This is a genomic window from Crateriforma conspicua (assembly GCF_007752935.1).
GTDB lineage: Bacteria > Planctomycetota > Planctomycetia > Pirellulales > Pirellulaceae > Crateriforma > Crateriforma conspicua.
Map to the genome: position 1 here is coordinate 6,634,557 of NZ_CP036319.1, position 26,654 is coordinate 6,661,210.

The window sequence follows — 26,654 nt, forward strand, 5'->3', positions numbered from 1 at the left end:
GAAGACCTGTCATGTCGTGTTCATCGTCCCTGTCATCAACCACGCGGTCATGGGCAACGAAGTCTTTCGGTTTCCGAATCGCCGTGAAGGGAATCACGCCAAACATCTTCTTGTTTCTCTCGTGCGTCGGGTTCATCGCGTGGAGTGTTGCGAACAGCGTGATCGCCGCGTCACCGGCGACCGATCCACTTTCGCTGCATCCCGACAACGACCGCTACTTTCAATTTCGCGGTCAGCCAACCGTCTTGGTCACCAGCGGTGAACACTACGGTCTTTTGCTGAACAAGGCGTTCGACTACGAGGCCTACTTCAAAGAACTGCAGCGGCATGGTTTGAATCACACCCGCGTCTTCAGCGGCATCTATCGCGAAGTCCCCGAATCTTTTGGGATTACCGAGAATCCGCTGGCACCGACCCATGAGGACTATTCGTGTCCGTGGCAGCGGACTGCCAAAAGCCACGGCGATGGTTCACCAATCTTCGATTTATCCAAATGGGATGCCGGGTACTTCGATCGTTTACATCGCATGATGCAATCGGCTTCCAAACACGGCATCGTCGTCGAATTTTGCATTTTCTGTCCGATGTATCGCCCCATTTTATGGGACGTCAATCCGATGAACGTGCGAAATAACGTCAACAACGTCGGCGATTGTGGTTCGAAGCAGGTCTACACGGGCGAAGACAAAGAACTGTTCAAGGTTCAACAGAAGGTCGCCGAACGTTTGGTCGAAGCGGTCGTTCCCTTTGACAATGTCTATATCGAAGTCTGCAACGAACCCTATTTCGGCGGCATCACCGATCGCTGGCAGAACATGATGGCCGATGTGATCGCGAAAAAGTTGCGGAAACTATCGGCACGTCATCTGATCTCCGTCAACGTTGCCAACAAGACCAAAAAAGTAACCGACCCGCATCCAAACGTTTCAATCTTCAACTTCCATTACTGCCATCCACCGGTCGTGGTCGCCGAAAACGCACATCTTCACGGAGTGATCGGTGAAAACGAAACCGGGTTCCGCGGACAGGCCGATTTGCTGTACCGCACCGAAGGATGGGACTTTTTGCTTGCCGGTGGCGCCACATACAACAACCTGGATTACTCCTTCACGGTCAGCCATCCCGGCGGAACCCTGACGGATTATCAATCACCCGGTGGCGGCAGCGAACGTCTGCGAATGCAGCTTGGTTTTTTGAAGTCTCGGCTGATGGAACTTCCGGTGCCCGATATCCAACCGCAAGACGCCAAATTCGCCGCGTGCCGGCGTGATGACATCTTGGTGTCGGCCATCGGCAAAGCGGCCAACGCCTATCTGGTCTACGCCCACGTCAAACTGCCGGGCAAAATCAAAGACCAGCCTTTGGGCGATTTCAAGCAAACCATCAGCGATTTAACCCTGAATCTTCGTTTGCCAAACGGCGACTACCGCGTGCGGCAATGGGATCCCAAGACGGCCAAGCTTCTAAGCGAATCACAGCTTCGCGTGAAGGATCGGGAAACATCCCTGAAACTGAACGACTTCCAAACAGACACCTGCCTATCGATTCAACGTCAAGAATCCAAAAACTCCCAACGCTGAAACGCCTGTTCCAGCTCCGATTGCCACTGTCTCAAATTCTCCGAATCCTGCGCGAGCTCGTCAGGATTCTTTTTGTAATAGTCCGCATCCGCCATTGCCTGGTGCAGTTGTTCGATCTGCCCCTCCAGCGTTTCGATTCGTTCTGGCAACTGTTCCAGTTCTCGCTTTTCTTTGTAGGACAACTTGCGGGGCGCATCGGGACTTGCCGACGAAGTCTCTTGTTTCGACTTGTTGTTTGACTTGGTTTCTGATTTACCCGATGACGTTTTCGATTCGGAGGTCGATGCAACGGTGCGTCGCGCGACCGCGTCCTGCCAATCGTCATAACCGCCGACATATTCGCGAACGCCGTCGTCTTCAAACACGATCGTGCTGGTCACAACGTTGTTCAAAAACGACCGGTCGTGGCTGACCATCAAAAGCGTTCCGGCGAAATCCGCCAACTGTTCTTCCAGCAACTCCAATGTCTCGCTATCCAAATCATTGGTCGGTTCGTCCATGACCAAGACATTGGCGGGACGTGTCATCAGCTTGGCAAGCAATGCCCGATTCCGTTCGCCGCCGGACAGGAATTTAACCTGCGTTCGCGCCCGTTCCGGGGTGAACAAGAAATCCTGCAAGTAACCCAAAACGTGTTTGGTGTTTTCGCCCAATCGGATGCGATCGCTGCCCTCCCCCACGTTTTCCTGGACGGTCTTTTCGGGATCCAACGTATCCCGCAGTTGATCGAAATAGGCGACCTGCAGATTGGTTCCCAATCGCACGTTGCCCTCATCAGGCGGCAACTGTCCTAACAAGAGACGCAACAACGTCGTCTTTCCCGCGCCGTTGCGTCCGATGATTCCGACCTTGTCGCCCCGCATGATGGTCGTACTAAAGTCCTTCAGGATTGTGCGATCGTCGTAGGCGAACCCGACCTTTTTGACCTCCGCGACCAACGCGCCCGACTTGTCACCTTGCTGAAGGTTCAGCTTGGCGGTGCCCTCGGCTTTGCGACGCTGTTGACGTTGCAAACGCATGGCCTTCAGGGCGCGAACGCGGCCTTCGTTGCGAGTCCGACGTGCTTTGATGCCTTGGCGGATCCAAGCTTCTTCCTCCGCCAACTTTTTGTCGAACAACGCATCCTGTTTTTCTTGGGCCTCGATCGCGGCTTCTTTCCGTTTCAAGAACGTCGCATAGTCACACGACCAATCAAACAGTTGGCCGCGATCGATTTCCCAAATTCGGGTCGCCAGGTTTTGCAGGAACGTCCGGTCGTGCGTGATGAAGATAAGCGTGCCCGACCATCGTTTTAAGAACTGTTCCAACCACAAGATCGACGGAATGTCCAAATGGTTGGTCGGTTCGTCCAACAGCAAAATGTCCGGCCGACTTGCAATCGCCGCCGCCAACAAAACACGACGTTTCATCCCGCTGGACAGCGTCGCAAATTCCTGTTGGCCATCCAGTTGGGTTTCGGTCAACGTGCGTTCGATTTCATGTTCCCACCGCCACTGATTTTCCCCGTCCCAGGCATCAACCCCGGCATCGGCCTGCTTCAATTCCTGGCGGACGCGATCAACGACCACATCGTGGACGGTGCCCCGCAATTGTGATGGGACGTCTTGAACCAACCGAGTGACTTTCAAATTCGGCTGACGCATGATATCGCCCGAATCGGGTGTGACCGATCCTTCCAGAATCTTCAGCAACGTGGTTTTTCCGGCGCCGTTGCGTCCCAGCAGTCCGATCCGCTGGTCCGCTTCGATGCGTGCGGACACCTGGTCCAGCAACAAGGGGCCTCGGTATCCGATGGAAAGATCCGCAAAGGAAAGTAATGCCATGAACGCGATCGGTCGGTAAGCGTCGATAGTCGAAAGAAGACGAACTGGGACGGACTATTCTTGGTCCATCGATTCGCGAAATAGGCCGGCAATGACGTCTTCCAATGGCGGGTCTTCCACCGCGACGTCCTCCACCGGATGTTCGGCCAAGGCCTGGGCCAGCACCTTGGGGACTTCGGCCCGCGGCATTCGCAATCGCACCTTGGGCCAATTGCAATCCAAGACCTCGCCAAATTTGGACAACATCGTCGGCTGGTGGCCTTCGGGGAACTGCAGCGTCACGATCTTTCGCCCGCTGAATTTGTCAATGATGCCGGACAGCGAACCATCATATTGAATGGTTCCCTTGGCGATCACCACGACCCGCTTGCAAAGCGCCGCGACGTCCTTCATGTAGTGACTGGTCAATAGAATCGTGATCTTGCGTTTCTCTTGATAGAACCGCAAGAACTGTTGAATGTTGTGTTGGGCGATGACGTCCAGACCGATCGTCGGTTCATCCAGAAACAACACTTCGGGGCTGTGCAACAAGGCGGCGATCAATTCCATCTTCATCCGTTCGCCCAGCGAAAGTTCCCGAACGGGATTCCCCAGCAAACGACGAACGTCCAACAATTCGGTCAATTCATCCAACGTGGTTCGGAATTGGTCGTCGGGGATGCCATAGATCTGTTGATGAAGCCGATAGGATTCTTGGGCCGGCAAATCCCACCACAGCTGATTCTTTTGGCCCATGACCAAAGCGAAGCGTCGCCGATAATCGTTTTCGCGTTTCCATGGGACGTGGCCCATGACCGTTGCCGTACCGGACGTTGGATTGATCACACCGCTTAGCAACTTCAGCGTCGTTGTCTTGCCCGCACCGTTTGGTCCCAGAAAGGCAACGAACTCGCCCTGGGGGACCGTCAAGTCGATCCCGCGGACCGCTTCGACTTCCGTGTACTCGCGGCGGAACAGCCCTTTCATGCTTTCGCGCAGCCCCTCGCGTTTGCGATAAACGCGGTACGATTTCGTCAGTCCCGAGACTTCGATGATGGGCATTGGCGGGCTGGCAACTTGTGTTGGAGATCCGGTGGACGACGGCCGGACCGTCAGGATGGATTGCGGCAAAGGGGGTCAACAATGACGCCCGACTGACGATTCAATGGCCATTTCTTTATCATGTTCCCCACCGATCGTCGATTCGCCATCGCGACGCCCGGAACGTCCGCCCCCCTGTTTCTTGTCCACGATCCGCAATCACGGTCCCCCCATGAGCCCCCGCCCCCCGTTTCGCGTCGGTTTGGGATATGACAGCCACCGACTGGGCAACGGCGGCCCCCTGCGGATCGGCGGAATGGACATTCCCGCGGAAGTCCACGCGATCGGCCACAGCGATGCGGACGTCCTGTTGCACGCGATCACCGATGCATTGCTGGGCTCGGTGGCCGCGCCGGACATTGGACGCTTGTTTCCCGACAACGGCACGGAAAATCGTGGACGCAACAGCGCCGATTTTGTCGCCGAAGCAATGCATCGGGTCCGATCGGCCGGCTACGAATTGGTCAACATCGATGCGGTGATTTTGGCCGAACGCCCCAAAATGGCGCCGCACATCGATGATCTGCGTCAGACCATCGGACGCATGCTGGACTTGCCGACCGACGGAGTGGGCTTGAAAGCGAAGACGGGGGAAACCGTGGGCGTGATCGGTCAGGGCGCGGCAATCGCAGCCCGCTGCGTCGTCATGATCCAAACACGAACATCAGTCGGCTGAATCGGCATCATTCGCATCGGGTATCGTCGGTTGCCGGATACTAATGGATTCTGGTTCGCTCTTGATTCGCTCAATCGCCCAGCGACACGCGGCATCGATGGGGACGCGCTGCCAGATTTCGCCCACACCGAACTCGACCAACGGTAAAGACTGTTGATCCCGCAAACGGCCGACGGTCACCGCCGATGCAAAAATCATCAAGGGATGGTCGGGGTCGACGGCACGAATTTGGGCCATCGATTGTCGGACCTGTGCCATCACCGCGTCGGGGACCGGTTGGTCTTCATAGATTTTCCCCAACGCCCACATCGACGACGCCCGGACCATCGGGTGATAGCCGCGTCGAACGAAAAACAACAACAAATCCGTTCCCGGCTCGTAACGATGCTGTCCGAAAACTTCGGCCAACTGTGACAATTGCTTGCTGCGGTCTTGGTCATAAGGGTATTGGGCTGCGGATTGCGGCAGCATTTTCTGGCGAAACGCATCCATGTACGCGGCAACTTGCTGACAGTCCGAATCGCTGCCGCCGGACTGTTTGATCGCCCACGCCGCGGTGACGTAGACACTGGGTACCGGATGTTCCAGCAGCATGATGTATTGGGCAACCGCGGGTCGGTGCCCCAAGCTGACCAGTCCCAAAATCGATTGTTCGGCCGCCTGCCAGTGTGGTGATTGCAACTGCTGCGATAACGCATCGATAATGCTCGATCGCCAATTTTCGTCAGATGCGGTATCGACCAAATGTCGCAATGCGTCCTGCCGGATTTGCGGCACCGGATCGGCCAGAGCCGATACAACGGCACTGATCGATGATTCATCCACCGGATCACGCAACAGTCGCAGACACAGCCGACGCAAATCAGTCTCACGCCGACCGCCGTCTTGATGGAACGCGATCGCATCGGCAGCCAACTGTCTGGCAACGTCGGTTTCGTGATCCGCCATGCCTTGCAATGCGATGGTCGAAGCCCCACGAACATCGGCATCGAAAATTTGGCGACGCTGTCGGGCCGCTCCCTCCGACGCATCGCCGCGCAACAATAGTGCCGCGACGTTCTGGTCAACGACGGTTCCCGCCCCAAGCTGCGGATCCAACAGCAGATCGACACGATCGGTATGTCCGTTCGGTTGCACCGCCGCCAGCGCAGTTGCCGCCTGCAAGCGAACCGCATCCGGCTGTTTTCGATCCAGCCAAGGACGGATTCGCCGTGCATCATCAGACACCCCAAGGGCGGCAATGCCCTGCAGCGCTACCACGACGTGTCCCGGCGGACTGTCATTCGAATCTAAAACGCTGCGCCAGTGGGACCTTGCGCAAGACTGGCCGGTTTGAATCAGTTTCTGTTGTGCTTGACTGGAAAGGTAGGGATCTTTGACCGCGATTTCCCACATTTGCGTGGCTTGTGTCTGATCCAACGCACCGTGCATCGCGATGCCCATCCATTGGCGTTGGGCCAGCGAATGCGTCCGGTTCGCCGCCGCGCGTCGAAGGGCCAAACGCGTCACCGACGCTGGCAACCACTGGCCCCGTTCCGGATCCTGCAGCCCCAGGTATTCTTCTTCGCGAATGACCTGCAACATCCGCTGTCGCAAACTTTCACGCTGTTCAGCCGGCAACTGATCCCACTGGTCCAGAACGGCGTCATCGGGAAACGAACGCGTGTTCGGATAATCGGGTACGGGCAAAGGGACTTGGACCGGCAAATCATTCAACACATCAAACGTGACCTCCGCGACGGATGCCGACACATCATCCTGCGCTGGCAAAGACCGCGAAAAAACAACCGCCGACACGATCCATCCGGCCAACGGAATCCAAAGCATGGCGGACAGGGGGTTGCCCTGCCGCTTTGCGATCATCTTCATTACCGTTAATCCATACGTGTCAAACGGACGCACCGGAGCCAAACCAAACCGCCGGCGATCACGGTCACACCAAGTCCAACGATCCACGCCGTGGGGACCAATTGATAATCCTCAAACCCGGGTGTTTGAATTTCTGCCAACGCCGCGGCCGCCGGATTGATCGAAAGGACGGCTTGGACAAATCCGTGTCCGAACGGACGGTCTTGCGCCGACCAAACCAACAACGTTCCGGCAAAGACCAACAGCAAGACCAAGTAATTGATCGCCGTCGCGGTGGCGGTCCGACGATTCATCGCACTGACGCAAAGGCTGATCGACAAGACCACCAACGCGGTGATTCCCAGACAGACCAAAACACGCTGAACCTGTGGCACCAGCGTGGGCTGGATCATGATCATCACCAGGTAGCCGGGCAACGTCGCCATCAAAATCAACAGCAACGTCCAAACCACACTGAAGACCTTCCCGCTAAGGATCCGCACCATCGACATCGGCGTGGTGCGCAAGATGTCCCAGCCGCCACTTTCCAGTTCGCCGGCAATCTGGCTGCTGGCCAAACTGGGGCCGATCAATACCAGCAACGCCATCTGGACGATCACCATGACGGTGGCCACCCTTTCGACGCCCCAACTGACCGTTCCCGTGGTGGCCACCACGGCCAACGTCATCGACAGCACGGCGCACACCGAAACCAATCGCAACAACCAGTGCATACGGCCGAATCGGCGGGTGCGAAATTCTTTGACCATCACCGGATTCAGCCACCGGGGAATCCCGCTGCTGCGTCGATTGGGATCCACCAAGAAAGCGAATCGTCGAATGATGCGAACCCACCGCGATTGATCATCGGTCACGGTCCCCGTCGCCCGCGATCGATCGACCGCCGACGATCCCAAACGCAAAATCGTCAACAACGAAAACACCGCCGCACCGGCCAGACACAAAACCAAGTATCGCACGACCACGCTGGCAATCGTCCCGGTCGCGTCGCCCACCGACACGTCCATCGCACCGACCGCATACCGGTCGCCGACAATCTGGCCGATCAACGGGATCGGACTGATCGAACGAATCCACCAGCCGATCGTACCGATCGTCCCGGGCAGACGGGACAACACGGCACCGATGATCACCGATCCGATGGCGATCAACACCATGGCCGCATAACTGCCGCGCAGACTTGCATCGCTGGTCCGGGTCCGACTGCTGATCCACAACGACACCGCCGTATACAACACCACGACGCCGAACAACGTCGCCAACAACGGTGCGATGTGCTGGACCAGCGAAACGCCGCCCATCGCGTAGCTGGCGGTTAACGCCGGCAACGTGGCGGTCAACAATACGACCGCCACCACGACGTTGGCCCAAAACTTGCCAAAATAGATGTCCGCCACACGAATCGGTGAATGCAACAGCATCGCCAATGTTCCCTGACGCCATTCGCGAACGATGGAGGTTGCCGGAAACGCGGGCACGGCCAATAAGGTTGCCGTCAACATCGCATACGCCAACGGACGAAACACTTCGAACGAACGTTGGCTCATCATGTCGGCTGATCCGGCCGATGGCCAACGCAGCAGGACCAGACCGCCGGTAAAAAACGCGATCGCCATCGCCGCTGCCAAGGTCTTTCCCGAACGAAATTGTCCGCGAACTTCGCGAACCAACACCGGTCCACCCAACATCAGCTGGCCGCCTTTGCATCGTCAGCCGCCGAATCATCATCGCCCGCGCGTGTCACGCTGACGAATGCATCTTCCAAATCGCTGGGGACTTCGCGGAACTGGGCCACGTGGATGTCGCGGGTGATCAGTTCTCGCAACAAATCCGCCAATGCTCGTTCAGTACGGTTCGTTTCCAAACGCATCAAAGATTGACCGGGCATGACCGTGACGATTTCGTCGTCGTCTTTCCATCCTTCGATCCAATCGGCCGCCTGTTGTGCCTGGGCCTGGTCCAGCAACTGGACTTCGAAGGTTTGCCGCGGACACAATTCCTTCATCACCGAATCCAGTGACCCGAACGCTCGCAACTTCCCACCGGTCAGGATCGCCACGGTGTTACAGATGCGTGACAGTTCGGGCAAAATGTGGCTGGTCACGATCAGCGTTTTCCCCATCGCGGCCAAGTTCAACAGAATCTCGCGCATCTCGATTCGCGCTTGTGGATCCAAGCCGTTGGCCGGTTCGTCCAAGATCAGGACCTCGGGATCGTGCAACATGATTCGCGCGATCCCCACGCGTTGTTGCATGCCATGGCTAAGCGATTCGACGAATTTGTCCTGCATGTAGGTGCAGTTGGTCGTGTCCATCACCTCGGCGATGCGTTGCTTCCGTTGGCGTGGCGGCAACCCATAGACCGCGGCAAAGAAGTCCAAGTATTCACGGACACGCATGTTGTCGTACACGCCGAATTTATCAGGCATGTAGCCGACGGCGCGTTTGATCTTTTTTGATTGCCCGGTGCAATCGATGCCCGAAATCGTGGCGTGTCCCGACGTGGGTTTGGAAAGCCCCACCAAGATACGAATCGTGGTCGTCTTGCCAGCACCGTTGGGACCAATGAAGCCCAGGATTTGTCCGCGGTCCACGGAGATCGAAAGTCGATCCAGGGCCACAAAGTCACCAAAACGCTTGGTCAATTCATCCGTTTGGACGACCGCCGAACTCCCGGCGGCGTGCACTCCCGCCGGCTCCGGCGCAACCGCCTGTGTTGTCGAATTCAATGGGTGACCTTCATTTGAAAAGCAAGTGAATCGTTTTCTGCTGGGCAAGACGCTTGCGGTCGTCCGGGCCAGTCGAATGGGGCTGACAGCAACGGCGTCACCGAGCGTCGTCGCTGATCGCGTCGGCAGGTTTCGTTTCGAGTCCTGATTGTGATCGTGTCTCAGGATCGCCCCGCGTGCCGGAATCCTGGACGACACCCCGCAGCCACCACTGCGGTCGGCGGATCTGCCAAGCCGGGTCGTCTTCGCCGGCCGAATCGTCGCCGATGACGGCATTGCCAGGCAGGGCATCGGGTTCGTCGTTCGACGGTGGATGCTTGGCGGGTGACACGTCGAATTCCAAACGCAGTTCGCCGACACCGGGATGGTAAACCAAGTCGCCGGCCCCGACATCGATCTTCACCATGCCGCTGGGTGAATCCAGTTTTGCAATTTGTTTTCGTTTTCCATCGGGATCCAACATCGTCACTGTCACGTCACGCATCGGTGCATCGAGGTCCATATGGAATTGTGCTGATGTCAGATCCAACGGCAGCACAACCCTTGGGATTTGCCAACGCAGTTGCCAAGTCATCGGATCTTCTTCGGGCGCATGGCTTTCACCGTCGGCCATGATTTTCGTAAGCGATGTGCCCCATCCCGATTCGACGGATTCGACCTTGATTGTCGATGGCGGCAACCGCACCTGATCGCCCGGCGACGCGGGCAACCACCGCATCGACATCGCACACAAAGCTTCGCCGGTGATCCTAGCGTCGACGCCGTCGTTCATCGGTTGTTCCCACGGCGGCGTCCAAGCCAGCACCAGCGGCGTGATGCGTGGCGTTTCACCGTCGCCGAAAATGGTCCGATCACGCTCGCGGATCAGCGTTCGGTAAGTTTCTTGGTGACTCTGCTGAGTCTGATTCAGCAATCCCGATGCCAGTCGGAACTGCTGCGGGGCGTCCGCATCGGCGGGCAACACCCAAACGTCGTCCGCTTCCGCATCACGAACCAATGCATGCACCCGAGCGGGCGGCAAGACAATGGCGGCGTCATCACCGGGGCCCGGCAAGCCATCGGGCAAGCGAATTTCCAGGCCCCGCCGGGTCAGCTTTCCGATTGCTTGGCCGGATCCGGCCGAGATCGAAAGACTGGCACCGATCGACTGCAGACCGGTCGGCCAATCGGCGATGCTTAGCCGGCGTTGGTGCGTCATGTCGGTCCAAACCACCGGCGACTGTGTCGACTGGTCGCTGAACGGCCGCAAACTTTCGTCGCCGTCGACCGCCCGATCCACGCTGCCGCCGTCGCGAAAGTACAGCACACTGGATTGATCCACGATGGCTTGGTCGCGGTCCGGTTGCAGCATCGCGAACTGAGCATGTGCTAAGGTGTCCGGCACGCTTTTCCGCATCGACATCGACGCGATTGCCAGCGGTGCGCTGGCGATCACCGCCGTCAGCGGCAGGCTCCACAACGATCGCTCGGCAACCCCCTGGCGGGCCCAGTAACGGGTCACACACCAACCACCAACGATGAACGTTGCCAGCGATGCCAAGACCGCCCACCGCGATGCCACCGGGTAACCGACGTGGATCGCGGCGGCCGTGGGCGAAACCGACGGCGGTGGCTGACGATTGCGTGGCTGTTGAAACAGACTGACGATGGGAATCGCTGCGGCGTTGGGCTGAAACGGCGGGTTGTACGCGATGTCGTAGTTTGGTGGATACGGTTCATACCAGGCGGATGCGTCGGCCATCGTCAGCCAAACTTCGCCCCGTCCCACACGGACCCGAACGGCCGCCGGCCAATCATCGATCCAATGCGTGACTTCGCCGCCGGATTGATGAATCTTGCGCAGGGTCATCGGATGGTAACGCTGAACCCGCAGCGGATGCGTGTCCATGTCGGGCCGCAGTTTGGTGCGAAAGTCAAAATCGTTCCGCTGGACCGTTCCCATGTCGGTGGCCTGCCACAGATCACCAATCAATGGTGCTATCGCCGGCACGCTGATGCGGTCCAGGGACACCCACGCCTTTCCACCATCGGCCAGCCAGCGACGCAACACGGCGACGCCATGAGGATCGTTCAGTCCCGAAGCGTCATGAATGAACAAGTTGTCGATCGCATCCCAGCGACGAAAATCTCTGGGCAAACGTTCCAGGTCCAAGACCAAGCGGCTTTGCTGGTCCAATTCACGACAGGCGATCATCAGGTTGTATTCATGATCCAACTGGTCCCGTCGCCACTGCCAGTCCTCGGCCGGTTTCGGTGCCAGCTTGGCCAACACCGCCGTCGCAACGATGTCTTGGCTTAACAACAGACGCAGGTCTTGAACCGCCCGCTGGGAATCATGCTTCAGCGGGACTTCGACGCCGTCGACGACTTCGGCCAAGGCGATCGAAAGATTGACATGAGTGCCACCGGCCAGATCGGGCAATTGCACCCACACTTCGTCGCGGGCGGTGAATCCGGATTCGATACGCCGCACCAATCGATAGGTGACGTCACCATGTCCGATCAGACGAACCGTCACGATGGCCGTCTTGGCCTTTGGCGCCGAATTGCTGATCAAAACGGGCATCGGCCACCAATGGCCCGGCATCGGTGGCGTGGGTGATGTGGCGGTCACCGGAGCCAACTTCAAACCGCCGCTTTCATTGACCGCCTCGAACGAATCGGGAACGCGGGACGGATCGACGTCCGAATCGCCCCGAACCATCCCCGCGATCACGATTGCGACCAAGCAAACGGACGCCGGGCGGATCAAACACGCAAAACGCTGAAGACGGAATCCCGGCATGACAGACCGATCGGCAAGGCGGACAAGCGGACGGGCGTTGCATCGACATCCTGTGCGTGGTGGCCCGAATCGATGGGCCACGATAACCCAACGCCCGAGGGCGATGTTCAAAGGAGTCGCAGAATTCCCTGTGCTGCCCGGAGAGACCGCCGCCGTTTTTCCCCCCAGAATCGGCCTCTCCAGATCAGCCAAACGCCCCTATAATCCGCAAAACTTCACTTCGCCAAAAACGAACGTACAGACCACGGACGCCCTGGAAGACCGTTTTCGATGAGCACTGCGACCGCCAGCGACGCTTCGACCCCGACGACGCCCGCCGAGAAGCCCGAAATCCGCATCTACAACACGCTGAGCAAGACCAAGGAAGCGTTCCAGCCGCTGCGTCCGCCCAGCGTCGGTATGTACCTGTGCGGCCCGACCGTCTATGCCGAAGCCCACATCGGCCACATGGTCGGTCCGGTGATCTTTGACTGCGTCAAACGTTTTTTGACCTACAGCGGTTACGACGTGACCTGGGTCGTCAACATCACCGATGTCGATGACAAACTGATCGCCAAAAGCCGGGAACGCGGGATCCCGATGAGCCAGATCGCGGTGGAAATGACCGCCGATTATCTGGCGAACTTGAAAGAACTGGGCGTCAACCAAATCAATCATCTGCCACGCGCCACCGACCACATGCCGCAAATCATCGCTTTCATTCAAACGTTGGAAGCGAAAGGGCACGCCTATGCCGTCGACGGCGACGTCTTCTTTGACGTCATGAAAGACCCCAGTTACGGCCAGCTGTCCAACCGCAGCGTCGACAGCCAGCAAGGCGAAGGCGGTGATGCCGCCGCCAAGAAACGGTCCCCCGGCGACTTCGCCCTTTGGAAGTCCGCCAAATCGGACGAACCCAGTTGGGATAGCCCGTGGGGCGCCGGCCGACCGGGATGGCACATCGAATGTTCGGCGATGAGCCACGAAATCCTGGGCGAAACCTTTGACATCCACGGTGGTGGCTTGGACTTGGTCTTCCCCCACCACGAAAACGAACGCGCCCAAAGCAGTTGCTGTCACGGCGCACCGATGGTGAAGTACTGGATGCACAACGGCCTGATGCGGGCCGGCGAAAAAGGCAAAGTCGGCGGACGCAGCGATCGTGAATCCACCGCCGATGATGCACAGGGCAAGATCAGCCGCAGCAAAGGCGCCGGCGGGCTGGCCGAATTGATCCGACGCCACACCGGCGAACGCATTCGATTCTTCCTGTTGCGAACGCACTACCGCAGCACGATCGTCTTCGGCGAAGACGGGCTGCAAGAAGCCGGCACGGCATTGGAAGGCTTCTACCGCTTCTTTGATCGCTATGAACAAATCACCGGATCATCGTTCTATGATCTGCCCGCCGCCCGAACCCGCTTCGATGGCGGTGTCGCCAATCCCAAAGACGATGCACTGTTGAAAGACGTCGCCCAGTTGCGGTCGAAATATCTGGCCGCGATGGACGATGACTTCAACACCGGCGCCGCGATCAGCCAGTTGTTCGATCTGCTGCGGTTGCTGAACCGTCACATCGACACTCAAAAACTGGGCACGGCCGCACCGGCAAGCCCCGCCTTGGAAACGCTGACATCCGCGGCAACCGTGCTGCGTGAACTGACCTCCGTCCTGGGCCTGTTCCTGAAACCCGTCGCCGCGTCGGCAGGCGGCGACGACGGTGACGCCGAACTGTTGGACCACGTCATCGGGCTGCTGATCGACCTACGCAAGGAAGCCCGCGCGAACAAAGATTATGCGATGGGCGACGCGATCCGTGACCGCCTGGGCGAAATCGGCGTCGCTTTGCTGGACAGCAAAGACGGCACGACCTGGGAAAAGAAATAACCCCGCGGCGCCGACATGGATGGCAAGCTGATTCTGGGGATCGACCCCGGGCTGAACACCACCGGTTATGCGGTCATCCGGCGATTGGACGGGGCCACCATGCGCCTGTGCGAAGCCGGCGTGATCCGCAGCCGCCAACGTGACCCGATGGAAACGCGGCTGGCCGAATTGCACGCCGGTGTCTCGGAAGTGCTGCAGGCCCATCGCGTCGACTTGATGGCACTGGAACAGCTGTTTTCACACTATGAACGCCCACGCACCGCCATCCTGATGGGACATGCCCGCGGCGTGATCTGTTTGGCCGCCAGCCAAGCGGGGATTCCCGTCACGCACTTTGAACCCACACGGGTGAAGAAGGTGATCACGGGCAACGGTCGCGCACCAAAATCACAGATCCAACAAGCCGTCAAACTTCAATTGAACCTGACCGCGGTGCCCGAACCGGCTGACGTCGCCGATGCCATGGCCTTGTCGCTGTGTGGTCACTATCTGGGTTCAGGGTCGTTGGCCGAACGTTAAGGGAACCTAGAAAAGAAGGATGGATTCCGAAGATCAGCTACCATCCTCCACACCCTCCCGACCGGAAAACCTCCACGCCAGGTTTTCCCTTGACCACAACATCCGACTTGGCTTTCGTGCCGAATCTCGCCTCCGACCCTGGCGACATTCACCGCTGAAACAGAGCGTTCAAGTTCACGATCACTCCTTGGCGTCGACGAGTTTTTGAATCTCCGCGAACGAAAACTCCATCTTTCGAAACTCGGCCAAGTCCGTGTAGTTATCGGGCTTTTTCCAATAGAGCTGCGCATCGCTAAGTTTCTTCGCAAGTGTGTACTTTCGCTGTCCGTCTTCTCCCTCTGACTTCAAGTGAATCTCTTCCGTGGATTCAGACATGACGGGGACCCAACCCAATGCCGAATGATTCTCCCAATCAAGACGTTGGTCAAACATGACTCTGGTCTTGCGATTTCCCGGCCGACTCATTCGCGTGATGTATCGTTCAGGAGACAGGGAATGCAATCCGAACTGCCAAAGATGAGATTCAATGCTTTTTGCATTTTGAAAAACCACGTTGATGTTGCATTGCGATTCTGCCGGTGACGAAGAAACACGCAACTTGGTAGCCGTGCCGAAAGCTCGCCCCAAACGCAGGCGATACCGTTTCGAATCCAGGCATGTCGACAAAAAATCTCCCGTTCCGATGAAGCTCAGATTCGGACACCTCGCGTGACTCAAAGCCTCGTCGAAATCCCGATACGCTTGCGATCCTCGCCCTCTTCCTGCGATCTGCGTCCGCAATTCCGTGCCGTCAACAATGGTCGCTTTCCACCCCAGCTTCATCTTGTCGAGCTTCCCGACCATCGCACTCTCTGGATCAACACTTTTGGCGTGCTCCCCAAAAACTGGTCCATGAGTTATGAGAGTGTACCGGCCAATAACGGCCAAGGAGACTCTCGAGATGAAACAAGCACGAAAGCGACGTAAGCCCGAACAGATCGTCAAGGCGATCGCCGAGGGTGAAGCCATGTTGGCCGCCGGCAAGAGCCTGGCGGAGGTGTACCAGAAGCTTGGGATTGTTGAATCGACCTGGATGCGATGGAAGAAGCAGTACGGCGGCATGAAGTCCGATGAGGCTCGACGGCTTCGCGAACTCGAAATCGAGAACCAGAAGCTCAAAGAACTGCTGGCCGAAGCAGAACTCGATAAGCGAATGCTCAAGGTGATCGCCGAGGGAAACTTCTAAGCCCGACGCGTCGCCGTGAAGCAGCCTGCAAGTTGCAGAGTTGCTTCGGCGTCTCGGAGCGTCGGGCTTGCAGGACGCTCGGCCAATCGCGCAGTAGCCAACGATACCGGCCAAACACCAAAGAAGACGAACCACGTCTGATTGCTCGAATACTGGAACTCGTCGGCGAGTTTCCTCGCTATGGCTATCGACGCATCACTCGTCTTTTGCGGCAGGAAGGCTGGTGTGTAAACTTCAAACGGATCCACCGACTCTGGAAACAACAAGGTCTCAAGGTGCCGGTCAAAAAGGCGAAAAAGCGACGATTGGGCAACTCCGAAGGCGGCGTCATTCGTCGATCGGCCGAGTACCCCAATCACGTTTGGTCGGTCGACTTCATCTTTGATCGAACCGAAGACGGTCGCTCGTTGAAGATCCTCTCTCTGATCGACGAGTTCACTCGTGAGTGCATTGCACTGGAAGTGGGTCGAAAGTTCACCGGCGACGATTTGGTGGCGCTGTTGAGCGACTTATTCGTCAGCCGCGGCATCCCGTCGTTCATCCGCAGCGACAATGGCCCGGAGTTCATCAGCAAGGCGGTCCGCTCCTTTCTGGACTTCATTGAGGTGGGGACTTCCTACATCGAACCGGGCAGTCCCTGGCAGAACGGCAACGTCGAAAGCTTCCACAGCAGGCTTCGCGATGAGTGTTTATCGTGCGAGCTGTTCAGCAGCTTGTCCGAGGCACAGTCGATCATTGAGTCATGGCGTCAAACGTACAACCATCGACGTCCGCACAGCGGCATCGGTGGAATGGCCCCAGCGGATTTTGCTTCACAGTGGGCTACTTCCGCTTCGTTCGCTGCGCTCCCTTCGCGGAAGCAGCCCACTGTGGAATCGTTTAACCAACCCGTACTCTCATAACCGTGGATCAGGAAATGGGGGCATTCCACTTTCCTCCAACGCAACGAAGCAGCAAAAGTTTTCATCTTTGTCCATCCGAATTCGCCATCGGGTGGTCGACACTGGTGCAACCACATCGTTGACGACGATGGAGTTATCGACTCGTACCAGCAAGTCATATTCTTGAAAATTCGCCATCCGAATGGCGACGGCATCAAAGTACCCTTGAGCCTCCAATCTCGCACCAGCTTCGTCCTGTGCCGTCGCAACCGATGCACAACACACCCCCAGTACGAACAAAGCAAATAAAGCGAACCTCATCTTACACCCCAGCAGCAGATACCAGAACTTTGCTTTTTTACCCTCAGCATATCGACTGAACGAAAGCCAACTAGGCTTCTCATCGACGCTCCAGGCCAACGGAACGCACAACATCGTCAATACGCACCGTTATCGCATCGAGAATGACACAAAACACACACCAATTGCCAGCACAAGACACGCGTGTAGCAACGTTTCAGAATGCCAAGCGATCTCTCTCAATTACCTTAACTTCGTCCGCACGTCCCATACGATTCGACACTAGTGACGACTGATGTGCACAAACATCTTTCAAAAACTTGAACATGAAACGCAACCAACACCGTCATCACCTCGACTAACTGGGCCTACTTATCACAGCGGACCACCGGAGTCACATAGAGCTCCGACAAGCTCAATATCCGACATGTAGATATAGTTGCTTTGAGTACCATTCTGGCACACCAGGCCATCAATCTGATAGCAGCCAGACAACGTATCGCAATCATAAATTAACGCACAATACACGCCGCTAGATGGAGACTGCTTGCTTTGCCAGTCATCTCGTCCCACATTGGGATTGGAAGTACTCAAGATGTCGTTCGGAAACTGAAAGTCATTGTACCAGACCTCTATTCCGACAGTATTTTCGGGACACCTATACCGTTCACCAAAATAGCCGTAGACATCCTCACACTCGGTTTGCTCACACCCTTGGTCTTCATCAACCCAGTCCTCACAGTCCTCGTATTCAACGACATAACACTGCGCTACCGCAGAGTGACCGCAAGCCACAAGCATTAGAGACACTAGCAAAAAAAGAAAACAACGCATCACAAATCCCCTTCTACTTCCGAAATATACCGAACCACGTCCTGAGAAACAGGTAGCGTCACTACCCTTCTGTTTTTGACGCCGCTGATCTCACAGCGACATTCAAACCGTCTGTCTGCCGGCGCAGATCGCACCAATTCCATAGGCAAATCAACGCTGTAATGAGTCAACTGCCCGTTTCGGCCTACAATCACTGTTTTTAAAGGCTGATCACAATAACTTACTTTCAACAATGCTGGCCCTCCTTCTTCGGCGGATTGTTTTTGGTTGAGATCGAGCACCATCACAGCGGCCGATACGATGTCGTCTTGGTTCGCCGTCTCATCACCATGCCGAATGAACCTTAGCTTTTTCGGAAATTTGGAGATTGCCGACCTCTTGCTTATGGTGACAGGCAAAGTGCTGATGTGCCCCGTTTCGATGTTCTTGATGAATAGCTCATTAAACACAGCGCCTCGCTGAAGAACCGACTCCGGAATCTTCAACCGAAGCTTTTTTTCGTGTTCGTCGATGCTGACGTCTATCTGGTCAGTGGAGTCCGTTTTTCTAGCGAATCCGAAATCGATAAGATCCACAACCGACGAACGGTCGGCGAAGAACGACAATTCCGTGAAGTAATCCCCGGCCCCTTCCGGCACGCGGACATGGACGTCACTCGCTGTGAACCCAACGACACCGGTCAGTCCGTACCGCAGCTTTACCGACATTGAGGGAATCGCGTCATCGTGGCAAGTAAAAGTCGCCGTTTGCACAACGCGAGTCGGCCTTTGGACTGTTTCTATTTGCAGACGAAATGTCAACGATTCGCCACTGGAAATCTCACCCTTCGCTGGCGCCACCGACAAACAGGCACAACCTGATTCAACGCGACTGAATCGAAGCATGCGATTGCCAACATTTCGAATGGTGACGATGCAATGAAGCAAAGCTGCTGGCGGGTGTTCACCTAGATCGATCTCACAGCGAGCAAGTGTGCCGCTATCCCCACCAATGTTCGTATTGTTGACGACCTTGATCGGATCCTTGCGAACCAAGGGCCCGCGGTTTTCATTCATCAACTGGCCGGGATCATCCGCAACGCAGAATGAACCAACAATGAGCAACGCAAGAGACGTTGTTCGACGCAGGGTGGAGCACGTGAAAATAAACATACAACGACTTTGTCCCTTTGATGCGTTGAGACCAACAACTACGGAGAGGATTTATAGCAACCACACGGGGGGGGGCAAGCTTTCTGGTCATCTAGCCGGTCGCCATTTAGAAAGCTGTCTCGTCGAGACTATCGCTGCTAGATCACGCATCCGGAATTCCAGCCAATCGCGGGCGGTTCCCTGAAGGAGTCGACGAAACATTCCCGTCACCGGCGCGAACCCACGCTTAGGATCCAGTGGCCCCGGTACCGGTTCGACACGGACACCTTTGACCGGCCTGCCCGAGTTATCGCGGAGCGTCCTTGGTCTGAAGCCAGAATGAACGCAGCCGGGTCGACCTGCTTTTCGCCCTCGGCCCGGCGGGTTACAACGACCAGAAATCTCGGTTGCGGCCCCCGTGCCTACAGCACCACAAATCCGTGCCAACAGCGCCACGAATCCGTGCGGACAACACCACGCATGAAGAGTGGTTTTGGAGGCATCGATGCGGTCACTGCCGAACGGTGAACACCGGCGCAATGGCGTCGACTTGATCGATGGCCAAGGTTATGCGTGCCGCTGTTTGCCGACGGTTCAGGTTACTGATGACTCGAAACAGACCAGTCGCTCAGAACAGACCACTGGATTGGCTGCCCGGCGTTGATCGGCGCAACGATCAACGCATGTTCCAATGGCGCGTCCGCGCTCGGTAAGACAAGGAAGAATCGCTTTTATGATCGTCACCATTTCCGGCGAACTGACTCGGGTCGGTGAAACCGCCGTCGTCGTCGCTTCGGCCCCCTTTGAGTACGAAGTCTATGTGGGCGACTACACCCGACGACAACTGCAAAGCAAGGTCGGTGATCAGGTGCGTTTGCACACGCTGGACTACATCGAAGGCAATGCGGCCCAGGGCGGCCGGCTGACCCCACGGCTGATCGGGTTTTCGACCGAACCGGAACGTCAGTTCTTTGACTTGTTTTGCAGCGTTGACGGCGTGGGGGTCAAGAAAGCGCTGCGTGCGATGGTCCGGCCGGTGAAAGAATTGGCCGTGCTGATCGAACAACAGGACGCCAAATCCTTGTCCGCCCTGCCCGGCATCGGCCCGGCGACGTCCGAGCGGATCATCGCCAAACTGCGCCGAAAGATGCCTCGCTTTGCCCTGATCGTCGGGGGCGATGAAGCGGCGGAAGTTGGCGGCGATGGCGGACAAGTCGTTGGTGAAACCTTTGACGCGTTGGTCGTGCTGGGGCACAGCGAAGCCGACGCCCGCAAACTGATCGACGAAGCACTGGGGACCGGCAAGAAGTTCAAGGACACCGAATCGTTGCTGACCGCGATTTACCAGCGACAGTCTTAGAAGCAGCTCTGCGACACCGGTGTTCCAGCGACACCCGCGTCAGAAAAAGCGGCGTTCCCGTGATTGCCCCTCGGCGAGACGGGAACGCCTGGTGCGTCCAATGACACGCCTGAACAGACGGCCTGCCTCGCGCCCTAATCCGCCGTCTGCACACCCCGCCGGTTCGCATCGTTGACACGTTGCGACCTTCAAAGCATCATCGGATGTTCATCCCCCACCGTTCGATCGGGGGATTCCCTCTTTCCGATTTCTTTTTTCGGATTGCCGGACACCGACAGTCCCCGCCCGGGGCAAACGTCACAATCACTGGGGCGATAACCTTAAGGCGATCCATGTAGGAATCGCGAGTGACGCCACACTGAACCCGCCGACAGTCAAACGACGGCCCGTCCCAACGCTTTTCTCTGTCTGACAGCCATGAACGATTCACAACCCGCACTGCAACTGTGGTCCGTGCTGACCAACCTGCCCGGCGTCGGCGTCAGCTTGATGGACGATCGGGGCGGATTGCTGTTCGTCAACAACGTGTCGATGGAGATGTTCTTTGTCGATCCGACTGTCGATTACCGCGGCAAGTGCATTGCCGACTTTCATAACGAAGACTTCGTCACCGAACGCTTGGCGCTGATCCGTCGCGTGCTGGACGAACAGAAACCGATTCGATTCCGACACATCTATAAAGCCCGTCATTTGGAATCCAAGATTTGGCCGCTGACCAAATTGATCGCCGCCGACGACGAAGGCTTGCGTGCCGCGACCGCGCCCCACTGCGGTGAACAAGAATCTGGCGATGATCGGGCCGCCGAACCTTCCTTCGATTCCCATGTCTTGGTCGTCACCCAAGAAGTCGACCCCAGCGACCTGGGCACACCGGCCTCGTCCGGTGACCCCGCCGAACCCCGAGATGGCCAAACCTCGGAATCCGAAAACAGCGAAGAAACCATTTTGAATTCCAACTTCATCGACCTGGGACCGCTGAACGTTCTCAGCCCGCGTGAACTGGAAGTTCTGGTGCTGCTGGGCCACGGCCTGAGCGTTCCCGACGTCGCGAAGTATCTGTTCCGCAGCCCCAAAACCATCGAACGTCATAAGACATCGATCGGCCACAAGTTGCACCTGCAAGGCCAAGTCGCGATGACCCGGCTGGTGACCCAGGTCGGCTTGGACCTGAAGCATGCCGCGCTGAAACGCTTGGGCGAATCCCAGTAGCCCGCGGTCGCCACAACTGCCGCAAAGCAGCCGGCACATTTCCACGGCTCGACCCGACGTAAGGCTTCTTACCACGCCCACCCTCCCCCCCACCATCCGAACCTACGGGGGTACAAAAACACAGAAACAATCCTTCTTGGGGCGGATATATCGCATTGGATTGTTTTGACGATGGGGATCCCCTAGCCTCATTGGCCTTGTCCGCCCAATCGACTCCTTTTCGCCAGTCGCCGCACGCGGCAAAGTCCCGCCAACCGTCACTTTCTTTGGCGGTGCACCGCCGATTCGCAGAACGCGAGCGGGTGTGGGTGGAGTATTCGATTCCCTTTCTATTGTTGCGAACAACGTCATGCTCACGTGCTTGAAAGAATCGGCACGGGTTCGATGCCAACGCGGCGCGATCCCCAAACGTCAGCCCCGTTCTCTGCGCCGAACTTCTCGGCCACTGTCCACACTCGCCGGCGTTGCAGTGATGCTGGCAGGGGCGTTTCAATGCGTCCCGGTCGATGCCGACATGCCGGCGTCCGTTGCCCCGGCGTCCAGTGGCTATCGTTCCAGTTCGGCTTCACTTCCGCCGGTCACGTCGCCCACGGCTTCCAAGGGGCAACCGGTATGGCACCAAAGCTTGGAAGACGGCTGGAATGCGTCACGCAAAACGGGGCTGCCCATGGTGATCTTTATCACCAGCGAAAACTGTGTGTATTGCCAGGCCATGGAACAGCGGACTTGGTGCAACGACAGCATCGCGGGTCAACTGGTGGGCCGGTTCATTCCGATTCATCTAAAGAAGGGCCGCAACGACAAGGTGTTGTCACGGATCCAGCTTAAGATGTACCCGACCACCCTGCTGGCCACGCCCGAGGGCAAAGTCGTCCAGCACCGCGACGGCTTTCAGCCGCCGGAAAACGTTTTGTCATTTTTGAATCAACGGATCGGCGGACGCCCCCCCAGCCGTTGATCCCCAACGACTGTTTGCTGCACCACGATGAACCAACGCATCTCCGGCATCCTGACCCCCAACATCACGCCGGTGGATGCGAAGGGCCGCGTCGACGAAGACACCTTGCGTGCCTATGTCGACTGGCTGATTGAACGCGGCGTCGACGGCATTTACCCCAACGGCAGCACGGGTGAATTCGTCCGCTTTTCACCACAAGAACGTCGACACATCGCACAGATCGTGATCGACCAGGCCGACGGACGTGTCCCCGTTTTGGCCGGCGCCGCCGAAGCCAACACGCGGGAAACGATCGAGGCGTGCGAAGCCTATGCCGCGATGGGGGCCCGCGCGGTCGCGATCGTCGCGCCGTTTTACTATCGGCTGTCCAGCGAAGGCGTGTATGCGTACTTTCGCGAAATCGCCGATGCCGTGTCGATCGACGTCACGGTGTACAACATCCCGCTTTTCGCTTCGCCGATCGACGTCGACACCGTCATCCGCCTGGCATCGGAATGTCCTCGCGTGATCGGCATCAAAGACAGCAGCGGCGATGTGCCAAACATGATCCGCATGATCGCCGCGATTCGGCCGATGCGTGATGACTTTTCTTTCTTGACCGGATGGGACACCGTGCTGACACCGATGTTGCTGGTCGGTGCCGATGGCGGAACCAACGCGACCAGCGGTGTGGTGCCCGAATTGACCCGAGCGATCCACCGCGCGTGTGTCGCCGGTGACTATGACACTGCGGTCCAGTTGCAGTACCAGTTGGTGCCCCTGTTCGACACGATGATCTCTCTCGGTGAATTCCCGGCCGGATTCCGCGCCGGGGCGCGCAGCCGAGGTTGGGATTTGGGCAGCGGGCGGGTCACTCTGTCGGCGACACAACAAGAGGCCGTGCGTCGCAGCCAAGACCAGATCGACGCCATGATCCGGCGTGTCACCGATGATGCACCGGACCACCAGACGCGGCAGGCATCGCTGCCCAGCGAGACGATCGAATCGATCGTCGAATCGGTCATCCGCCAGCTTCAAGTCACCCGCGACGAAACCCGGTAAGTTACCTGGGCCCGCCCACTAAAGTGCGAAGTAGCGAACACTAGGGTGCGAAGTAGCGAATCCAGTTCCGCACCGATTGCCCCGGCACGTAGGCCTTGGGCTGCCCCCACAATCCTTGTCCGACTTGGACCGGCACCGTTTGGTTGCCCAGATTGATCAACGCGTCGGCGGGCGCCGCCGTGGTGGGTGCAACGGGAACCGGCTGGACGACCACCGTCGACGCAGGCGGCATCACCGCGGGACTGGCGATCTGTGCCGGTGGCGGCACGTACGGCGTTGTGGTGGTTGCCGATGCCGGCACGACGCCGCATCCGTAACCGCTGGCCGCTGTGTACGAACTAGGTGGGGAAATATTCGGACAGTTGTCCATCGTCGCATAGCCCGATCCCGCCAACGATGGTGTGGCCATGGGTGCGTAGTCGCCACCGGTGATCGTCGATGCGGGCGGTGGCGTCGATGGCATTCCGGGTACCGACGTCGTCGCCGGCGGTGACGGCAAACTGCGCTGCGGTACCGACGGCGGTGGCGTTAACGATGGTGTGGTTGTCATTCCCGGCGGCGGCAAAGTCGGCGAGCCCGGTCCCGGCGATGCAAAACCCTGCGCTCCACTTTGCGGTGCCGGCGTTAGGGGCGCCGAAGAACTGGGCGGCGGCATCAACGGCGGTGGATCGATGCCTGGTGCCACCGGGCCGCCCGCACCGGGTGTTCCACCCGGCGTCGTGGAATCAAAACCGGGCAAACCGAATCCGTCTTGCTGCATGAACATCGCGCGTTGGACCGGCGCCGTGTAGCCGGCCGGCACCACGTTGGCCGACGGGGCCGTGCGATTGGCCGGCGACATCGACATTGACGGCGCAACCGTTGTGGGCGCAGCGGAACGCGAAAGGCTGCCGATCGGACGCAGCGTCTGGGCGCGAGTCGGATCACCGTCGGCTATCCAACCCACGACCAACGCCAAAGCGACGATCTTTGCGGTACGTTTCATCGAATCCTGCACGAAGGGCAATCCTGGCAAAGCAACATCTTCCATCATCGGAGAATCGTCCAACATCGTCCGTTAGAAGAATCACCCGACACGACGCAAGGTCAATCCAGCGGTTCAGGCAACGACGCCATCCTGATCCACCGGACGGCCATACCAACGGACCCAACCAATCAGTAGACATGCACCCGCCAACAGGCAAATCCAAGGTGACCAGCCGACGGCCACCGGCAAGGTACCGACCAGCACGCAAACCACGCCGACGGTGATCGCATAAGGCATTTGTGTTCGGACGTGCACCATGTGATCACAACCGCTGGCACGGCTGGACAGAACCGTGGTGTCGGAAATGGGGGAACAATGATCGCCGAAGATGGCCCCCGCCAAGACCGATCCGAACGTCGCCAAAAAGATCGAATGTTCCGCCAAATCGACGCCCCCATCATTCGTCAGTCCGGACATCCGAATCGCTAGCGCGACGACGATCGGTGTCAGGATCGCCATCGTGCCCCAACTGGTTCCGGTCGAAAACGCGACGGCTCCGGCCAGCAAAAAAGTCACCGTCGGCAACCACCGCACGTCCATGGTGTCACGGAGCATCGATGACAAGTATCCGCTTGTATTCAGTTGATCGGTCGACGTCATGGCCGACAGTGCCCACGCCAACCACAGCACCAGCATCGCCGGTAACATCTGTCCGGCACCCGCCAAAGCCCCCTGCCCCACACGACCGAGCGGCCGCATGTTTATCGCCGCGGCGCCGATCCATGCGGATACCAATCCGACGCCACCACCGACCACCAATGCCAAATACGAATCCCCGCCTCCGATGATTGTTCCGACACGCTGAAGCCCTGACATCGACGATGGGAACGGTTCCTGTGGCCATCCGGTCTGTACCAACGTTGCCAACACGGCGGTGACGCACAGCACCACCGGCAGCACGGCGGCAATCACCACCACAAAACCATTCGTTGCACCGGAGTCTTCCGCGGCAACGTCATCGCCCGGCGTCTCCGGCAACGGATGCGGGCTTTGCGACGCCATCGGACCATATTCCCGCCCCGAAACACTGGTCCACATGACCATCACGATGGCCAAGATGGGATAAAAACGATACGGAACCGACGCCACAAAAATCTCAAACGTCCGATCGGTATCCGGCCAACCAGACTGTTGCAGACCTTCTTGCAAATAACTGATCTCCGTGGCCACCCACGTGCTGACCAAAGCCAAACCAGCCACCGGCGCCGCAGTGGAATCCACCAGATAGGCCAATCGCGCCCGCGAAATTCGATATCGATCGGCGGTCGAGCGAAACGCGCCGCCGATCATTAGCGTGTTGGCATAGTCGTCAAAGAAGATGGCCAACCCGGAACAGCTGATCAACAACTGGGCCCCCCGGCGTGACCTGACTCGATGGGAAATCCGCTGTAGCAATGCGGGTATCGCGCCGCCACTTTCCAGGACGCCCACCATCGCACCGAGCAACAGGCTGAACACCAAGACCTGCAGGTGATAGAAATCTGTCACGGATTGCCAGAGGGACCGAACAAAGATTTCGATCGTTGCCAGCATCCAAACCACGGTGCCGGTCGAATCCGGTTGCCCTGTCGCCAACAGCGCGGCCCCCGACAAGACGCCGAGGGTCAAAGAAATGTAAACGCGGCCGGTCACGATGGCCAGGACGATCGCAACGACGGGCGGCAGCAGACTCAGCCAGCTCGCATCGGCCATGAATCGGGGTCACTTCCGGCACAGGGCCAAAGATCACAGGGCCAACGATCCGGCGACGAAAAAGACCAGTG

The 26,654-nt window shown here is 57.9% G+C and carries 20 protein-coding genes; 9 read left to right on the top strand and 11 right to left on the bottom strand.

All coding sequences use genetic code 11. The annotated features are described in order from the left end of the window. Positions 1–83 precede the first annotated feature (83 nt). Positions 84–1,580, top strand: a complete 1,497-nt coding sequence (locus tag Mal65_RS24270) for a hypothetical protein (RefSeq protein WP_145303781.1) — start codon at positions 84–86, stop codon at positions 1,578–1,580. On the opposite strand, the gene Mal65_RS24275 is transcribed toward Mal65_RS24270, so the two are convergent. Together Mal65_RS24275 and Mal65_RS24280 are read right to left on the bottom strand one after the other, a co-directional pair. Beyond that, complete coding sequence (locus Mal65_RS24275) at positions 1,553–3,403, bottom strand: ATP-binding cassette domain-containing protein (RefSeq protein ID WP_145303784.1); 1,851 nt, start codon at positions 3,401–3,403, stop codon at positions 1,553–1,555. The genes Mal65_RS24270 and Mal65_RS24275 overlap by 28 nt on opposite strands. Before the next feature lie 54 nt (positions 3,404–3,457). Further along, positions 3,458–4,444 carry an ABC transporter ATP-binding protein gene (locus tag Mal65_RS24280; protein ID WP_145303787.1) on the bottom strand — a complete coding sequence of 329 codons (987 nt, stop codon included), beginning with the start codon at positions 4,442–4,444 and terminating at the stop codon, positions 3,458–3,460. A gap of 211 nt (positions 4,445–4,655) precedes the next feature. Here Mal65_RS24280 and ispF point away from each other — a divergent pair, with 211 nt between their 5' ends. Then, complete coding sequence (ispF, locus tag Mal65_RS24285) at positions 4,656–5,159, top strand: 2-C-methyl-D-erythritol 2,4-cyclodiphosphate synthase (protein WP_145303790.1); 504 nt, start codon at positions 4,656–4,658, stop codon at positions 5,157–5,159. On the opposite strand, the gene Mal65_RS24290 is transcribed toward ispF, so the two are convergent. From Mal65_RS24290 to Mal65_RS27255, 4 genes are all read right to left on the bottom strand, one after another. Then, on the bottom strand, positions 5,148–7,028 hold the full coding sequence (locus Mal65_RS24290) for a HEAT repeat domain-containing protein (protein ID WP_145303792.1): 1,881 nt from the start codon (positions 7,026–7,028) through the stop codon (positions 5,148–5,150). The two genes, ispF and Mal65_RS24290, sit on opposite strands and share 12 nt — an antisense overlap. Before the next feature lie 5 nt (positions 7,029–7,033). Continuing rightward, a complete protein-coding gene (locus tag Mal65_RS24295) occupies positions 7,034–8,716 on the bottom strand; it encodes an ABC transporter permease (RefSeq protein ID WP_145303795.1) in 1,683 nt (560 codons plus the stop codon). Then, complete coding sequence (locus Mal65_RS24300; protein ID WP_231131238.1) at positions 8,716–9,756, bottom strand: ABC transporter ATP-binding protein; 1,041 nt, start codon at positions 9,754–9,756, stop codon at positions 8,716–8,718. Before Mal65_RS24300 ends, Mal65_RS24295 begins: the two co-directional genes overlap by 1 nt. Positions 9,757–9,853: 97 nt before the next feature. Further along, positions 9,854–12,541 (bottom strand): hypothetical protein, encoded by a 2,688-nt coding sequence (locus Mal65_RS27255; RefSeq protein ID WP_231131239.1) that lies wholly within the window; start codon positions 12,539–12,541, stop codon positions 9,854–9,856. Positions 12,542–12,811: 270 nt separating this feature from the next. Here Mal65_RS27255 and cysS point away from each other — a divergent pair, with 270 nt between their 5' ends. Next, positions 12,812–14,407 carry a cysteine--tRNA ligase gene (cysS, locus tag Mal65_RS24305; protein ID WP_145303798.1) on the top strand — a complete coding sequence of 532 codons (1,596 nt, stop codon included), beginning with the start codon at positions 12,812–12,814 and terminating at the stop codon, positions 14,405–14,407. A 15-nt stretch (positions 14,408–14,422) separates the two neighbouring features. Then, complete coding sequence (ruvC, locus tag Mal65_RS24310; RefSeq protein ID WP_196784416.1) at positions 14,423–14,926, top strand: crossover junction endodeoxyribonuclease RuvC; 504 nt, start codon at positions 14,423–14,425, stop codon at positions 14,924–14,926. A 180-nt stretch (positions 14,927–15,106) separates the two neighbouring features. Here the strand turns inward: ruvC and Mal65_RS24315 are convergent, their stop codons facing one another. Then, positions 15,107–15,301: a hypothetical protein gene (locus Mal65_RS24315; RefSeq protein WP_145303801.1), complete on the bottom strand. Its 195-nt coding sequence runs from the start codon at positions 15,299–15,301 to the stop codon at positions 15,107–15,109. A 565-nt stretch (positions 15,302–15,866) separates the two neighbouring features. Between Mal65_RS24315 and Mal65_RS24320 the strand changes: the two genes are divergently transcribed. Further along, a protein-coding gene (locus Mal65_RS24320) for an IS3 family transposase (protein ID WP_145303803.1) occupies positions 15,867–17,053 on the top strand; the annotation gives its coding sequence in 2 pieces (ribosomal slippage) (positions 15,867–16,137 and positions 16,137–17,053; 1,188 coding nt in all). Here Mal65_RS24320 and Mal65_RS24325 read toward each other — a convergent pair. Next, positions 17,048–17,452, bottom strand: coding sequence for a hypothetical protein (locus Mal65_RS24325; RefSeq protein ID WP_145303805.1), 405 nt, complete (start codon positions 17,450–17,452; stop codon positions 17,048–17,050). The two genes, Mal65_RS24320 and Mal65_RS24325, sit on opposite strands and share 6 nt — an antisense overlap. Positions 17,453–18,165: 713 nt before the next feature. Continuing rightward, positions 18,166–19,317, bottom strand: coding sequence for an Ig-like domain-containing protein (locus tag Mal65_RS24330; protein ID WP_145303808.1), 1,152 nt, complete (start codon positions 19,315–19,317; stop codon positions 18,166–18,168). A gap of 712 nt (positions 19,318–20,029) precedes the next feature. Between Mal65_RS24330 and ruvA the strand changes: the two genes are divergently transcribed. The 4 genes from ruvA (at position 20,030) to Mal65_RS24350 (ending at position 23,864) form a co-directional block, all read left to right on the top strand. After that, a complete protein-coding gene (ruvA, locus tag Mal65_RS24335) occupies positions 20,030–20,656 on the top strand; it encodes a Holliday junction branch migration protein RuvA (RefSeq protein ID WP_145303812.1) in 627 nt (208 codons plus the stop codon). A 417-nt stretch (positions 20,657–21,073) separates the two neighbouring features. Beyond that, positions 21,074–21,865 (top strand): PAS and helix-turn-helix domain-containing protein, encoded by a 792-nt coding sequence (locus Mal65_RS24340; RefSeq protein ID WP_145303815.1) that lies wholly within the window; start codon positions 21,074–21,076, stop codon positions 21,863–21,865. A gap of 514 nt (positions 21,866–22,379) precedes the next feature. Further along, positions 22,380–22,823: a thioredoxin fold domain-containing protein gene (locus Mal65_RS24345; RefSeq protein WP_165701504.1), complete on the top strand. Its 444-nt coding sequence runs from the start codon at positions 22,380–22,382 to the stop codon at positions 22,821–22,823. Positions 22,824–22,850: 27 nt separating this feature from the next. Continuing rightward, entirely contained in the window at positions 22,851–23,864 is a 1,014-nt protein-coding gene (locus tag Mal65_RS24350) for a dihydrodipicolinate synthase family protein (RefSeq protein ID WP_145303821.1), read from the top strand. Between the two features lie 40 nt (positions 23,865–23,904). Here the strand turns inward: Mal65_RS24350 and Mal65_RS24355 are convergent, their stop codons facing one another. Continuing rightward, positions 23,905–24,897 (bottom strand): hypothetical protein, encoded by a 993-nt coding sequence (locus Mal65_RS24355; RefSeq protein ID WP_145303824.1) that lies wholly within the window; start codon positions 24,895–24,897, stop codon positions 23,905–23,907. Between the two features lie 66 nt (positions 24,898–24,963). Next, positions 24,964–26,583: a Na+/H+ antiporter NhaC family protein gene (locus Mal65_RS24360; protein ID WP_145303827.1), complete on the bottom strand. Its 1,620-nt coding sequence runs from the start codon at positions 26,581–26,583 to the stop codon at positions 24,964–24,966. Positions 26,584–26,654 lie beyond the last annotated feature (71 nt).

Coding starts and splice junctions, on each gene's coding strand:
- Mal65_RS24275 (WP_145303784.1), bottom strand. CDS start 3,403: ATGGCATTACTTTCCTTTGCGGATCTTTCCATCGGATACCGAGGCCCC.
- Mal65_RS24280 (WP_145303787.1), bottom strand. CDS start 4,444: ATGCCCATCATCGAAGTCTCGGGACTGACGAAATCGTACCGCGTTTAT.
- ispF (WP_145303790.1), top strand. CDS start 4,656: ATGAGCCCCCGCCCCCCGTTTCGCGTCGGTTTGGGATATGACAGCCAC.
- Mal65_RS24290 (WP_145303792.1), bottom strand. CDS start 7,028: ATGAAGATGATCGCAAAGCGGCAGGGCAACCCCCTGTCCGCCATGCTT.
- Mal65_RS24295 (WP_145303795.1), bottom strand. CDS start 8,716: ATGTTGGGTGGACCGGTGTTGGTTCGCGAAGTTCGCGGACAATTTCGT.
- Mal65_RS27255 (WP_231131239.1), bottom strand. CDS start 12,541: ATGCCGGGATTCCGTCTTCAGCGTTTTGCGTGTTTGATCCGCCCGGCG.
- cysS (WP_145303798.1), top strand. CDS start 12,812: ATGAGCACTGCGACCGCCAGCGACGCTTCGACCCCGACGACGCCCGCC.
- ruvC (WP_196784416.1), top strand. CDS start 14,423: ATGGATGGCAAGCTGATTCTGGGGATCGACCCCGGGCTGAACACCACC.
- Mal65_RS24315 (WP_145303801.1), bottom strand. CDS start 15,301: ATGTCTGAATCCACGGAAGAGATTCACTTGAAGTCAGAGGGAGAAGAC.
- Mal65_RS24330 (WP_145303808.1), bottom strand. CDS start 19,317: ATGTTTATTTTCACGTGCTCCACCCTGCGTCGAACAACGTCTCTTGCG.
- ruvA (WP_145303812.1), top strand. CDS start 20,030: ATGATCGTCACCATTTCCGGCGAACTGACTCGGGTCGGTGAAACCGCC.
- Mal65_RS24340 (WP_145303815.1), top strand. CDS start 21,074: ATGAACGATTCACAACCCGCACTGCAACTGTGGTCCGTGCTGACCAAC.
- Mal65_RS24345 (WP_165701504.1), top strand. CDS start 22,380: ATGCCGGCGTCCGTTGCCCCGGCGTCCAGTGGCTATCGTTCCAGTTCG.
- Mal65_RS24350 (WP_145303821.1), top strand. CDS start 22,851: ATGAACCAACGCATCTCCGGCATCCTGACCCCCAACATCACGCCGGTG.
- Mal65_RS24355 (WP_145303824.1), bottom strand. CDS start 24,897: ATGATGGAAGATGTTGCTTTGCCAGGATTGCCCTTCGTGCAGGATTCG.
- Mal65_RS24360 (WP_145303827.1), bottom strand. CDS start 26,583: ATGGCCGATGCGAGCTGGCTGAGTCTGCTGCCGCCCGTCGTTGCGATC.